The sequence below is a fragment of the Virgibacillus aidingensis genome (assembly GCF_010994035.1).
Taxonomy (GTDB): Bacteria; Bacillota; Bacilli; order Bacillales; family Amphibacillaceae; genus Virgibacillus_N.
On sequence record NZ_WIXN01000007.1, the window covers coordinates 15,753 to 30,099 of the forward strand.

Sequence of the window (14,347 nt, forward strand, 5' to 3'; positions counted from 1 at the left end):
TTAGGAGGTAACAGCAATGCCAAGTGCTCATCATCAAATGGAATTGGAGATCCCGATCCACCGTGCATGGAATTTCGTGAAAGATATGAATAACTGGGCCCCGCTCGTGCCGGGTTATTCCGGCCATAAACAGCTTAATGACAGACAATCCACCTGGACATTCACAGGGGAGGCAGGGTTCGTGCAGAAAACTGTTCAGTTGAGATTAGATATTAAAGAGTGGGCAGAACCCACCAGGGTGATGTTTACATTAAAAGGAATGGACGAAAATATATCTGGAGACGGATATTTTCAGGCAGATGCACTTAGTGAGAAATCCATAAAAATGACGGGGTACCTGCAAATCTCAGCCGGTGGATTTACCGGACCAATGATCAATCCAATTTTGAAAACGCTGCTACCAAAAACGATGAAAAGATTTACTGAATCGGTTGCATACAATATGATGAAACGGCAAACGGCAGAAGCAGTAAATATATAATTACAATGACAGCTTTTCACCGGGTATGATGGTGAAAAGCTTTTTATTATTATGGAAATATTGATCCCGGATTCAGCCTGTTTACTCTGCTGCCCCTGAATGATAGAATATAGCAGGCACCTATTTTCAAATGAATTCAAAAAAACTTCGGATGATTTGCTTAGAAAGGATCCGGCCTGCTATGACCAAAAGAAAATTTCATAAACCATCACTAGAATATGTACAGATAATTGTTGGCGCCACCCTTGTAGCACTTTCCTATAACTTGTTTCTATTGCCATCAAAACTTGCTGCGGGCGGAATATCAGGAATCAGTACAATTTTATTTGAATTGTACGCCTTAAGCCCTGCCTTCACGCAATTTTTAATTAATATTCCTATTTTTATTATAGGCTGGCTTGCCTTGGGATCGGATTTCAGCTGGAAAACACTGCTCGGTACTTTCTGGGTTCCTTTTGTTATTTGGCTTACCGCCGATATCCCATTTACAGTGACAAATCCCCTGCTTGGCGCCATTTACGGAGGGGTTATTTTAGGAGCCGGTCTTGGTATTGTATATAAAGGAAACGGATCAACCGGGGGAACAGCAGCCATTGCTCAGATAGTTAAAAAATTCACCGGCCTCTCAAGCGGCTATTCCCAGCTTTTTGTGGATGGCGTAGTAGTCATTTCTTCTATTATTGTGTTTAACCTGGAACTTACATTATTTGCGTTAATGTGTATCTATATTACAAGCAAAACGATTGATGTGGTGCAGCTGCGGACTTCTGCCACCAAATTGATTATGATTATTACTGAAAATGAAGAAAAAATTCAGCGGATCATCAGCAATGAAATAGACCGGGGCCTCACGAAAATCCGGTCTATTGGAGGGTATTCAAACACAGATAAAACAATGATCCTTTGTGTTACAGAAAATCAGGAGGCTGTTCAATTAAGGAAGATTTTACAAAAAGAAGAACCGGATTCTTTTGTTATTTTCATTAACGCATCGGAAATTCTGGGCCGCGGTTTCTCGTTGGACAAGTATTACGGGCAGAAATTATAAGAAATCTGGCGGTGATGCTAAATCATCGTCCTATGTTCTAAAAGACAAAAAAAGAACTCTATTTGGTTGATCATCAGACTCTGAAGTCTCTATTCCTATCAAATTTTCTCATATTAAATAAACGGATTCATTTTCACGAAATGAATCCGTTTCATAATTGTACCACCATTCACATTCATATTGATAAATCTATGCTGAATAATGAAAGCTCTTTGCGAGTTGCTGAATTTTTGGCATCATGCTGATATCCATATTTCCCCCGCTGACTACAATCCCGCAATGCCTTGATTTTAACTCATCTTTATACGCAAATAAAGCTGCAATCGCTGCTGCTCCCGCTCCTTCAATTAAAGTTTTATTACGCTCGAGCATATACAGAATAGCTGATGCAATTTCCGCGTCTGTTACCGTTACAATATCATCTACATATTCCTGGATGATCGGCAGTGTATGCTGACCCGGTCTTTTCACGGCAATGCCTTCCGCAATTGTATTAACGGAAGTAATATGCATCATCCTCTTCTGATGGAAGCTTTTATGCATGGCTGGCGCCCCTTGTGCCTGCACGCCAATAATCTTTATGTTCCGGTTGACATGCTTGGCCCCAACAGCGATCCCGCTTATGAGGCCGCCTCCTCCAATGGGAACGATGATTGTATCCATACGGTCTTCCTGTCTCAGCATCTCCATGGCAATTGAACCCTGGCCGGCCATGATGTCGTGATCGTCAAACGGGTGAATATATACTGCCCCTGTCTGCATTTGCTTCTTCAATGATGCCTCATATGCTTCCTGAAAGGTTTCTCCCGTTAAAATCACGTCTGCTCCGTAATTTCGAGTGGCATCGACCTTTGCAGCCGGCGTTTTTTCTCCCATATAAATCGTAGCTTTTACGCCCAATTTAGCGGCAGCATAAGCCACCCCCTGTGCATGATTTCCGGCTGAAGCGGTAATCACGCCTCTTTTCAACTGCTTTTTTGGAAGCTGCATCAGTTTAAAAGTAGCACCCCTGAATTTGAAGGCACCGGTTTTCTGCTGGTTTTCCATTTTAAAATAAACATTTTTGCCAACTATTCGATTGGTTGTTTCTGATGTCAGTAAAGGTGTGCGATGGACAATCGGCTTTAATCGGCCCATCGCTGTATGCACTTTTTCGCCTGTTAAGCAATCCCCAAAGGTTTCACTCTCCCCTGTTCCTGAAGTTTAATTCCTTTTCTCATATGCCTCGATTTTTGCTTCATGATGCAACGTCAGTGAAATATCATCCCAGCCATTCAAAAGTTTCTGTTTATGATATTCCGGAATATCAAAAGCTACTTCCCTACCATTATCATCTGTAATGGTTTGCAGCTTTAAATCAACAAATAATTCCAATGCCCCATCTTCAGCCTGCTTCATCCATTGCTTTACCTGTGCTTCATCCATTTTTACAGGCAGCAGTCCGTTTTTCAGGGCATTATTGTAAAAAATATCTGCAAAACTTGGAGCAATGATTACTTTAAACCCGTAGTCATGTAACGCCCACGGGGCATGTTCCCGGGAAGAACCGCAGCCAAAGTTTTCACCTGCCAATAGTATGGAGGCTTCCTTGTATTTATTGTCATTCAAACTGAATGTTTCTCTCATTTTTCCATCATCATCGAATCTCCAGTGGTAAAAAAGAAATTGACCAAATCCGGTGCGTTCAATTCTTTTTAGAAACTGCTTTGGGATGATCTGATCTGTATCCACATTGCTCCGGTCCAGCGGATAAGCACTTCCTTTATGACTTTCAATTGCTTCCATAATAAAAGTTCCTCCTATCGATCCGTTATGCCACTTTGCAGGAGGGATAACACATCTCCCTCTCAGCTAAAGCTAGCTGACAGCACCGGCAAATTCCCGAACATCTACAAAACGCCCTTCTATTGCGGCCGCTGCGGCCATTTCCGGACTTACCAGATGTGTTCTTGCCCCATTCCCCTGTCTTCCTTCAAAATTCCTGTTGGAAGTGGATGCACATCTCCCGCCGGGAGGAACGACATCGTCATTCATAGCAAGACACATGCTGCAGCCGGCTTCCCGCCATTCAAATCCGGCTTCTTTAAATACTTGATCCAATCCCTCTTTTTCCGCCTGCAGCTTAATGCTGAAGGAGCCCGGAACCACGATCGCTCTTACGTTGTCGTTTACCTTTTTCCCTTTCACAATGGCAGCTGCCTTCTGCAAGTCACTTAATCTCGAGTTGGTACAGGATCCGATAAATACATGATCAATTTCAATCGAACTGATCGGCTGATTTTCTTCCAATCCCATATATTCCAGTGCACGCTTTACGTCCTCAGCGTTTTCCGCTTCCTCCAGGGATGGGGTTGCAGCATTTACCGGCACACACATCCCTGGATTTGTTCCCCAGGAAACCTGCGGCTCAATTTCGGCAGCTTGAATTGTAACTGTTTTGTCATATACTGCTCCTTCATCAGTGGCGAGATCCAGCCAGGCAGCTGCTGCTTCGTTAAAGGCATCTCCTTTTGGAACATATTCCCTCTCTTTTAAAAATTCCACGGTTGTTTCATCCGGACTGATTAAACCTGCTCTAGCTCCTGCCTCAATCGACATATTGCAAATAGTCATCCGCTCTTCCATGGATAAATTGCGAATTGCCTCGCCCGTATATTCAATGACATGTCCGGTGCCAAACTTCACGCCGAACTTCGCAATGATTGCCAAAATTAAATCCTTGGCAGTGACCCCTGGGCCCAGGTTCCCTTCCACTTTCACATTTAACGTTTTTGGGCGTTCCTGCCAAATGGACTGAGTGGCAAGCACATGCTCTACTTCACTTGTTCCAATACCGAAAGCCAAAGCTCCGAACGCCCCATGGGTGGAAGTGTGGCTGTCCCCGCAGACAATTGTTTTACCGGGCTGGGTCAGGCCGAGCTGCGGTCCGATCACATGAACGATTCCCTGATCCGGATGGTACATGTCTGCCAGCGGAATTCCATATTCTTTACAATTGTTTTTCAATGTCTCCATCTGTTTTTTGGCAACTTCATCTTTGATGATATCCCTGTTTCTGGTCGGCACATTATGGTCCACTGTTGCATAGGTCAAATCAGGCCGGCGCACGGTGCGGTTATTGAGCCGAAGTCCCTCAAAAGCCTGGGGAGAGGTTACTTCATGCACTAAATGCAGGTCAATATACAGTAAATCCGGTTTTCCTTCCTCTGCATGCACCACATGTTTATTCCATATTTTTTCAACTATCGTTTCAGGCTTTCCCATGTAAAATCCCCCCGTTTACGCGTACATACTGCAAATACTGTCTGAAACGCTTCTTGTCGTTAACATATCCAAGACAACTTCTGTCATTTCCTTTGTACCTACTGTCTTGCCGCCTTTAACCTGTAAATCTGAAGTGTGATACCCCTGCTCCAGCACTTGATTGACTGCTTCTTCCATTTCGCATGCTTCTTCCTCCATGCCAAAGGAATATCTCAGCATCATGGCAGCCGACAATATCATCCCGAGCGGATTTGCAATTCCCTTTCCGGCAATGTCAGGTGCGGAACCGTGGACTGGTTCATACATCCCAAAACCGTCGGAGCGGATGCTGGCTGATGGAAGCATGCCGATGGATCCGGTTAAAACAGATGCTTCATCACTTAAAATATCCCCGAATAAATTTTCCGTGACCATCACGTCGAAACCGGACGGATTTGTAATCAATTTCATCGCTGCTGCATCTACAAGCAAGTGCTCCACCTGGACATCCGGATAGTCCCTTGCCTTTTCATTGACAACTTCTCTCCACATCCTGCTTGATTCAAGGACATTTGCTTTATCTACAGAAGTAAGATGCTTTCTTCTTAATCTGGCACTTTCAAAAGCTTTATCCACGATCTTTTCCATTTCATTTCTGGTGTATGCCAGTGTATCCACAACCGCTTCTCCATTGTTTCTCCGTTCACTTGGCTCCCCAAAATACAGGCCTCCGGTTAACTCACGGATAATCATAATATCACTGTTTTTAACCCTTTCCTCTTTTAAAGGGGAAGCGTGAAGCAGCGGACGGAAGCTTTTTACAGGACGCAGATTGGCAAATAGGCCGAGCTCTTTTCGAATTTCCAGCAGTCCTTTTTCCGGACGCAAGTGGCTTGGGTATTCATCCCATGTTGGACCTCCTACTGCTCCAAGCAAAACCGCATCCGCATTCCGGCATGCATCCAAAGTTTCCCGAGGAAGCGGTGTCCCGTATAGGTCAAGCGCTTCCCCTCCAATGGCATGCTCTTGAAAATTAAAGCGGTGGCCATATTCATTTGCAATCATATTTAAGACAATTTTTGCCGATTCCATAATTTCTTTTCCTACGCCGTCTCCCGATAATAAAACAATTTGCTTATTCATCACGCTTCCTCCTCAAGGATTTTCTTTGTTTGTTTTATTTTAGTTTTTGAAGCCTGTGGCATAAACTCAACCAATGCTAGGAACGGATTACTTCTTTTTTAAGGTTTGTTTGCTGTACAACATGCCGGTTAACTGCGTTGATAAATGCATTTGCAGATGCTTCCACTACATCCTGCGCAGCACCGCGGCCATTCACTGTCTCCCCATTCACCATCAGCTGGACGTGGGATTCTGCCAAGGCATCCTTCCCGCCGCCAACAGAACTGATCTGGTAATCTATAAGATTAACTTCTTCTGCAATCAGCGCTTCCAGCGTTTTGTACAATGCTTCCACACTTCCTTGACCTGTACAGGCTGTCTGGACGATGTCTCCTTCCGGTGTTTTCATAGAGACGGTAGCCGTTGGAATGTTCGCTGTACCATACTGCACCTGAAACATCTGCATTTCATATTTACTGGCAGCAGCTGTATCTGTTTGAATATCTGTCAGCAAGGTAAAAATATCATCATCGGTTACTTCTTTCTTGCGGTCTGTCAGCAGTTTAAATGCATCAAAAGCTTCTTTCAATTTTTCATCTGACAGTTCATATCCAAATTCCTTCACTTTGTCTTTAAATGCATGACGCCCGGAATGCTTTCCTAAAAATAGTGTATTGGACTTCACACCGACCATTTCCGGTGTAATAATTTCATAGGTTTCCGTATTTTTTAATACACCATCCTGATGTATCCCTGATTCATGAGCAAAAGCGTTCCTTCCCACTACTGCCTTATTGCCCGGCACGGACATGCCCGTAAATTTGGCAATCATGTCACTGGTTCTTTTAATTTCATCTAATTTAAGATTTGTATGATAAGGATAAAAATCAGAGCGAATTTTCAGTGCCAGCGCCACTTCTTCCAATGCGGCATTGCCGGCCCTTTCCCCGATGCCGTTAATCGTGCCTTCCACTTGGGTAACCCCGTTTTCCACAGCTGCTATGGAATTCGCAACCGCCATTCCCAGGTCATCATGACAATGACAGGAAAGCTGGACTTTATCGATATTTGGCACGTTTTCCCGCATATATCTAAACATTTCGCCGTATTCGTTCGGTGTTGTATAGCCTACAGTGTCAGGCAGGTTAATCACTGTGGCACCTGCATCAATGACCTGCTCGATAATCTGCGCCAGGAAGTTCCAGTCTGACCGGGAGGCATCTTCTGCCGACCATTCCACCTGAGAAAATTTTTGTTTAGCGTAGCTTACCATGGAAACAGCTGTATCTATTACCTGTTCTGGTGTTTTTTTCAGCTTATAAGTCATATGAATCGGGGATGTTGCCAGAAAAAGATGCAGGCTTGGAGATGCTGCTCCTTTCAGTGCTTCCCATGCAATATCCACATCCTGTTTTGTCGTTCTGGCCAGCCCGATGACAGAAGTATCTTTGATTGTATCCGCGATGGCCTTTACTGCCTGGAAATCTCCTTTGGAGGAAGCAGGAAATCCTGCTTCCATTCTGTCGACGCCAAGCCGCTCCAGCTGCTTTGCAATTTCCAGCTTCTCCACCTGATTCAAATTGACACCAGGTGATTGTTCTCCGTCCCGCAATGTGGTATCAAATATTTTAATTTGTGACATGAACTTTCACATCCTTTTGTTTTGATTGTTGTGCTTTTTGCAGCGGCTGTTTTACAAAAGGCATTAATTCACGTAACTCCCTTCCTACAGTTTCAATTTGATGCTGATTTTCTCTGGCATTTATGGCATTAAACTGTGGACGATTCGCCTGATTTTCCAGGATCCAGCCTTGCGCAAATTTACCTGACTGCACATCCTCGAGAATCTCTTTCATCCGTGCTTTTGTTTCATCATTTATAACACGCGGTCCGGATACAAAATCACCCCACTGGGCTGTATCGGAAATAGAATAGCGCATGTTCTCCAGTCCGCCTTCATACAGCAGATCAACAATCAGTTTCATTTCATGCAGGCATTCAAAATATGCTACTTCAGGCTGATAACCTGCTTCAGTCAATGTTTCAAATCCTGCTTTGATTAAATTGGTTACACCGCCGCAAAGTACAGCCTGCTCGCCAAATAGGTCTGTTTCCGTTTCTTCCTGAAAACTGGTTTCCAATACGCCGGCTCTTGCTGCTCCGATTCCCTGTGCATACGCAAGGGCTACTTTGGCCGCCTCCCCGGTAACATCCTGGTAAACCCCGTATAATGCCGGAACACCTTCTCCTTCTTCATATGTTCTTCTTACTAAATGCCCCGGTCCCTTTGGAGCTACAAGAAACACATCCACATTAGACGGCGGTACAATTTGACTGAAATGAATGTTAAATCCGTGTGCAAACGCCAGCGCATTCCCTGCTTCCAGGTTTTCTTTTATGCTTTCGTTATACACCGCTGTTTGCTGTTCATCCGGCAGCAGAACCATAACAATATCCGCCTGCTTTGTGGCTTCAGCTACGGAAACCACAGTAAACCCGTCTGCTTCCGCTTTCTTCTGTGAATTTCCCTGACGCAGTCCGACCACGACATCATACCCGCTTTCGCGAAGATTCTGTGCATGCGCATGCCCCTGGGAACCATAGCCGATGATGGCAACTTTTTTAGCCTTTAATACTTCTGTTTGAATATCCTTTTCATACAATACTTTTGTCATTTTAATTCCTCCCAATTTTTTGTTTATAGGTAATTATCAATTAATAGCTTGTAAATAAATTTGTAATCTTGCTTTGTCAGACCGGCAACTGGTGTGACTTTCTTTAACCTGTGCGTCACTAAACAGGTGATTCTGCCTTTGTCTTTAAATTAAATGTGAATTAATTTCTGCTACTCTTTCCGGCTGCTGTCCTCTCAGGAACGCCGTTACGCCGGTTTTAGTTAATTCCTTAATTCCATATGGTTTGAGTAGAGAAATCAATGCTTCCACTTTATCCGGTTTCCCGGTCACCTGAATTGTCAGGCTGTCTTTGCTGATATCTATCACAGATGCCCTGAACGGGGTGATGATTCCTTGAATTTCTGCCCGCAGTCCGCCGCTGCCGCCTACTTTAATTAATGCAAGCTCCCTGGCTACAATTGCCTTATCTGTAATATCCTGCACCTTCAGAACGTCAATTTGCTTATGCAGCTGTTTTGTCAGCTGTTCCAGTTTATGTTCATCGTGTACATCTACGACAAAGGTCATTTTAGATACACCGGGGGTTTCCGACGTGCCGACGGAAATACTTTCTATATTGAATTGACGTTTATACAGCATTCCGGTGATCCGGTTTAAAACCCCGCTTCTGTCTTGAACAGTTGCGATGATGATCCGTTTCATTTCGTCACCCCTATCATTTCATGCAGGCCTTTTCCGGGGGCAATCATTGGAAAAACTTTTTCCTCCTGTGCAACCCGGCAATCTACGACAACCGGACCATCATAAGCCATCACATCTTTTAGCATTTCCAGTGCTTCCGTCTCCTTCTCCACCCTTATCCCGCGAATTCCATAGCTTTCAGCAAGCTTTACAAAGTCAGGGTTATTGGAAAGAATGGATTCGGAATATCTTTTTTCGTAAAAGCTCTCCTGCCACTGCCTCACCATTCCAAGTGCTTCATTATTTACAATCATCACTTTTACGGGAAGATTTCTTTCCTGTATAACCGACAGTTCCTGCAATGTCATTTGAAAGCCGCCATCCCCAACTAATGCAACAACAAGGTCTTTAGGATAGGCCAGCTGCGCTCCTATCGCAGCCGGGAAGCCAAATCCCATTGTTCCAAGCCCGCCGGAGGTTACCCAGCGGTTTGGTTTATCAAAGGCATAGTACTGGGCTGCCCACATTTGATGCTGTCCTACATCTGTTGTGACAATGGCCTCACCTTCAGAAGCCTTGTAAATTTCTTCAATCAGCCACTGCGGCGACAAAAGCTGCTTCGGTTTCTCATACCAAAAGGGATAATTTTGATTATTTTCCTTCAATGTCTGCTGCCAAGCTTCCTGATCGGGGGCTTCGATTTCTATTTCGAGCAATGTTTTTAATGCTTCTTTCGCATCTGCGACAACTGGAATTTCCGTGGTTACATTTTTTCCGATTTCCGCAGGGTCAATATCAATATGGGCTACCTTTGCATCCGGAGCAAAATCGTGTAAATTGCCTGTCAGTCTGTCATCAAATCTGGCACCGATATTAATTAATAAATCACATTCATACAAAGCTGTATTTGCTGCATAACTCCCGTGCATCCCCGCCATCCCGAGCGATAATGGATGGGTGCCTGGAAAACTTCCCAATCCAAGAAGTGTATTCGTTACCGGCAGCTCATATTTAACGGCAAATTGCTTCAGCTCTTCGGTTGCATTAGCAAATAACACACCTGCACCTGCCAGGATAAGCGGCTTCTTCGCACGGCCGATCGCTTGTGCAAGTTTTGTAATCTGCAATGGATTCGGATGTTTATTCGGCTGGTATCCCGGTAAATAGAGATCTTTTTTCACATTCCACTCCGCTGCCCCGGCAGAAATGTTTTTCGGAATATCAATCACCACCGGGCCGGGTCTCCCTGTAGCAGCTATGTGAAAAGCTTCTTTCACGATACGCGGCAAATCCTCTGCATGATGAATTTGATAATTATATTTAGTCACCGGTGTGGTCATTCCCATGACGTCTGCTTCCTGAAAAGCATCAGTGCCGATCACACTGTCAGCAACTTGACCCGTAAAAACGACAAGGGGTATGGAATCCATCATGGCATCTGTCAAACCGGTAATTAAATTTGTGGCCCCGGGGCCGGAGGTGGCAAGCACAACACCTGCTTTTCCGGTAACACGGGCGTACCCTTCCGCTGCATGAATTGAACCTTGTTCATGGCGGGTTAGTACATGTTCAAATGGTGCCTCACTCCGGTACAGCGCATCGTAAATTGGCAGCACAGCCCCTCCCGGATAACCAAATATGGTATCCACTCCTTCATCTGCCAAAGACTCAATCAGCAGATCAGCCCCTGTTATCATTTTTGTCCTTCGTTCCATCTCTCGCTTTGCTTCAACCTTCACTACCACATGCCTCCTTAGTGCTAAAATTTAATATGTTAAACCCTGACTTTCATTGACATTGCCGGGTTTATTCAACTTATTTCTGTGTTTCCGAGAATAAAAAAGGACCCTCTTCTCCCTATCTGCACACATATTTACAGAGTTGTTGGGGAGAAAAGAGTCCACTTTTCACGGTACCACCCAGGTTTACAGCATCCTTGCGAATACTGCCTTGCAAGCTGAAGTATCAGCTTGAATGGATAACAGGTACACTTGGGTGCACCCGGCTGAGTCTAATTGGAATGTAAGTACCGTTCAATCTCAGCACTCAGGGATGATGTCGAAACAATTTGCACTTCCGGGCTCCCAGCAACCCCGGATCTCTGTAAGCTGCATTGTTATTGTTTCTTTATTCCCGTCATCGAGTTATTATTTAATGGTTTTGTTGTTTTTCACTTCATGGCTGTTTTAAGAATATTTGATATTGCCGATAATCATATAACGTATTTTTCAAACCGTCAACAGCTATTTTTTATTTTTTTGACACTTTAGATAAATCAATAAAATTGTATGCGTTTACATCCCTGTTAAATAGACCTTTTCATTTTTATATTACAGTTTGATTACAATTTATTCACGCGATATATCACTTAGGTATTTGGTGTATTATTTCCATTTTATTACATTAATTATAAAGTTTTCACCGAATTATAGGGATTTACCTATACATTAAAATTTTATTTTTATCTTATAATAAAAAATTATTTTTATTTATACCGTAAATTTCAATTCTAATATATTACTTATGATAAATGGTTTAGTTTGTTGCAATTTTCGACTTTAATTAAGCAATAAAACCAATATATTACTTTTTAACAGAAAAACTCGCATTTACTTGTCATTTAGTGAATGCGAGTCTTGATTATACTAAGAACTTACAAATTTCAGCTCCCATTTTCTTGGAGCTGCGTGACAGCTGGTCCTCGTCCCGCCGAAAGACTTGGGACTGCGGGATGCCTGGTCCTCGTCCCACCGAAAGATTTGGGACTGCGGGGCGCCTGTCCTCGTCCCACCGAAAGATTTGGGACTGCGGGGCGCCTGTCCTCGTCCCACCGGAAGACTTGGGACTGCGGGATGCCTGGTCCTCGTCCCACCGAAAGATTTGGGACTGCGAGATGCCTGGTCCTCGTCCCGCCGGAAGACTTGGGACTGCGGGGCGCCTGGTCCTCGTCCCACCGGAAGACTTGGGACTGCGGGGCGCCTGGTCCTCGTCCCACCGAAAGATTTGAGGTAATTTTTATTTTCCTTACGTGCGTGGAAAAGACTCCGGCATGGCCGAAGTCTTTTAACTCTCTCAATCTATTATCTGCTATGAATTTAAATAGTCGGTAACTGCACCTTTCGATGAACAGGAAACATTATGGGCATATTTGCCAAGCACCCCTTTCTTATATAATGGCGGTGCTGTCCATGCTTTTTCCCTTTTTTCCAGTTCATCTTCACTGATTTCAAAAGAAATTTCTTTTTTATCAGAGTCGATCGTCACCATGTCTCCCTCTTTCACAAAAGCAATCGGTCCGCCGGACTGGGCTTCCGGTGCAATATGGCCGACAACCAGACCGTGGGTGCCGCCTGAAAATCTGCCATCTGTTAGCAGGGCAACTTTTTCCCCAAGACCTTTACCTACGAGAATGGAAGAGACTGAAAGCATTTCCGGCATGCCCGGACCGCCTTTTGGCCCAACGTAGCGGATGATGAGGACATCCCCTTCATTAATTTTATTATCCATGACAGCTGCAGTCGCTTCTTTTTCTGTATCAAACACTCTCGCAGGACCGGTGTGCCTGCTCACTTTGACACCGGAAACCTTAGCAACAGCTCCGCTTGGTGCCAGGTTCCCTTTCAGCACGATGAGCGGCCCGTCCTTCCTTTTCGGGTTGTCAAACGGCATAATTACATCCTGTCCTTCTGCCAAGGAGGGTGCATCCGCCAAATTTTCAGCTACTGTTTTTCCGGTTACTGTCAGGCAGTCCCCGTGAAGGTATCCGGCTTCATAAAGCAGCTTCATCACAGCCTGTACTCCCCCGACACGATGCAGATCCTGCATGACATATTTACCGCTCGGTTTCAGGTCAGCCAGGTGCGGCACTTTTGCCTGAATTCTATTAAAATCTTCTATCGTTAAATCTACTTCCAGCGCATGTGCGATAGACAGAAGATGCAGTATGGCATTTGTGGAACCGCCCAGTGCCATTACAACGGTAATCGCATTTTCAAAAGCTTCCTTCGTCATAATATCTTTTGGAAAAATACCTTTTTCCAGCAAGTGATAGACAGCTTCCCCTGCTGCCGCACAATCCGCTGCTTTTTCCTTGGATTCAGCCGGGTTTGAAGAGCTGCCAGGCAGACTCATTCCCATTGCCTCTACCGCAGATGCCATCGTATTTGCTGTATACATGCCCCCGCAGGAACCTGCACCAGGACAGGCATGACATTCAATCGCATTAAGCTCCTTATCATCAATCAATCCGTTGTTATGCTTGCCAACCCCTTCAAACACGGAAACAATATCAATATCTTTTCCCCGATGGGACCCGGGAGCAATCGTACCGCCATAGACAAATACAGCAGGGACTTCGGAATTTGCAATGGCTATCATGCAGCCGGGAATATTTTTATCACAGCCCCCAATTGCTATAAGGCCGTCCAGATTTTCTGCACCTATCACTGTTTCAATCGAGTCTGCAATGACATCACGGCTCGGGAGGGAATAGCGCATTCCCTGGGTCCCCATGGAAATCCCGTCAGAAACGGTAATCGTATTGAAAACAAGCGGTACTCCGCCTGCCCGCTCAGCACCTTTCTTGGACTGAATTGCCAAATCATCAATATGTACGTTGCACGGCGTCACTTCGCTCCACGTACTGGCCACCCCGATCATCGGCTTTGTAAAATCTTCATCCTTCAGCCCCACGGCACGAAGCATCGCCCGGTTTGGCGCCCGCATGGCTTCCGACGTGTCATACACCTGGCTTTTGACACGCAAATCTTTTTCTTTCACATCTGTATCTTTACTCATCTTAAAAATCCCCACCTTTCTTTAACGAATTATTATATGCTTCTTTTTTAAATAATTCAATGAATTTTTTTATTTCGGATCGAATAACAGGGAAAGGATTAAGTTTAAAAGATAATGACTTTAAAGCGGACCGGGAGGAACTTGATAATGTGTGCAGGCGAGGTTAGAAGCGGATTTGCCCATTAATAAAAAAGGCAAGCTGGCAGGGATGTAAATAAAATATATTCTTTTTAAATTTATCGGCCTGGTGTGGAAATGAATGCCGAAGTTTACTCATCGGCTGGATCTGGCAATGAAGGGGAAGATTTATTCATCATTCACTCATAAGCTGAATCTGGC

Annotated in this window: 11 protein-coding genes; 2 read left to right on the forward strand and 9 right to left on the reverse strand. The window is 44.5% G+C overall.

Annotation, left to right across the window (positions count from 1 at the left end; translation table 11 throughout):
- The first annotated feature begins 16 nt into the window (after positions 1–16).
- Both GHD25_RS07520 and GHD25_RS07525 read left to right on the forward strand, forming a co-directional pair.
- Positions 17–481, forward strand: coding sequence for a CoxG family protein (locus tag GHD25_RS07520; protein ID WP_164215773.1), 465 nt, complete (start codon positions 17–19; stop codon positions 479–481).
- Between the two features lie 181 nt (positions 482–662).
- Positions 663–1,529, forward strand: coding sequence for a YitT family protein (locus GHD25_RS07525; protein ID WP_164215774.1), 867 nt, complete (start codon positions 663–665; stop codon positions 1,527–1,529).
- Positions 1,530–1,718: 189 nt separating this feature from the next.
- On the opposite strand, the gene ilvA is transcribed toward GHD25_RS07525, so the two are convergent.
- The 9 genes from ilvA to ilvD all read right to left on the reverse strand — a co-directional run bounded on the left by ilvA (position 1,719) and on the right by ilvD (position 14,008).
- Positions 1,719–2,666 carry a threonine ammonia-lyase gene (ilvA, locus tag GHD25_RS07530; RefSeq protein ID WP_164215906.1) on the reverse strand — a complete coding sequence of 316 codons (948 nt, stop codon included), beginning with the start codon at positions 2,664–2,666 and terminating at the stop codon, positions 1,719–1,721.
- Positions 2,667–2,732: 66 nt separating this feature from the next.
- Positions 2,733–3,314, reverse strand: a complete 582-nt coding sequence (gene leuD, locus GHD25_RS07535; protein WP_164215775.1) for a 3-isopropylmalate dehydratase small subunit — start codon at positions 3,312–3,314, stop codon at positions 2,733–2,735.
- 72 nt (positions 3,315–3,386) lie between these two features.
- Complete coding sequence (gene leuC / locus GHD25_RS07540; protein WP_164215776.1) at positions 3,387–4,793, reverse strand: 3-isopropylmalate dehydratase large subunit; 1,407 nt, start codon at positions 4,791–4,793, stop codon at positions 3,387–3,389.
- A 15-nt stretch (positions 4,794–4,808) separates the two neighbouring features.
- On the reverse strand, positions 4,809–5,915 hold the full coding sequence (gene leuB / locus GHD25_RS07545; RefSeq protein WP_164215777.1) for a 3-isopropylmalate dehydrogenase: 1,107 nt from the start codon (positions 5,913–5,915) through the stop codon (positions 4,809–4,811).
- A 76-nt stretch (positions 5,916–5,991) separates the two neighbouring features.
- Positions 5,992–7,536, reverse strand: coding sequence for a 2-isopropylmalate synthase (locus tag GHD25_RS07550; protein WP_164215778.1), 1,545 nt, complete (start codon positions 7,534–7,536; stop codon positions 5,992–5,994).
- Positions 7,523–8,569 carry a ketol-acid reductoisomerase gene (gene ilvC / locus GHD25_RS07555; protein WP_164215779.1) on the reverse strand — a complete coding sequence of 349 codons (1,047 nt, stop codon included), beginning with the start codon at positions 8,567–8,569 and terminating at the stop codon, positions 7,523–7,525. Before ilvC ends, GHD25_RS07550 begins: the two co-directional genes overlap by 14 nt.
- Before the next feature lie 144 nt (positions 8,570–8,713).
- A complete protein-coding gene (gene ilvN / locus GHD25_RS07560; RefSeq protein WP_164215780.1) occupies positions 8,714–9,232 on the reverse strand; it encodes an acetolactate synthase small subunit in 519 nt (172 codons plus the stop codon).
- Entirely contained in the window at positions 9,229–10,950 is a 1,722-nt protein-coding gene (gene ilvB / locus GHD25_RS07565) for an acetolactate synthase large subunit (protein ID WP_164215781.1), read from the reverse strand. Before ilvB ends, ilvN begins: the two co-directional genes overlap by 4 nt.
- 1,348 nt (positions 10,951–12,298) lie before the next feature.
- A complete protein-coding gene (gene ilvD / locus GHD25_RS07570; protein WP_164215782.1) occupies positions 12,299–14,008 on the reverse strand; it encodes a dihydroxy-acid dehydratase in 1,710 nt (569 codons plus the stop codon).
- Positions 14,009–14,347: the final 339 nt, after the last annotated feature.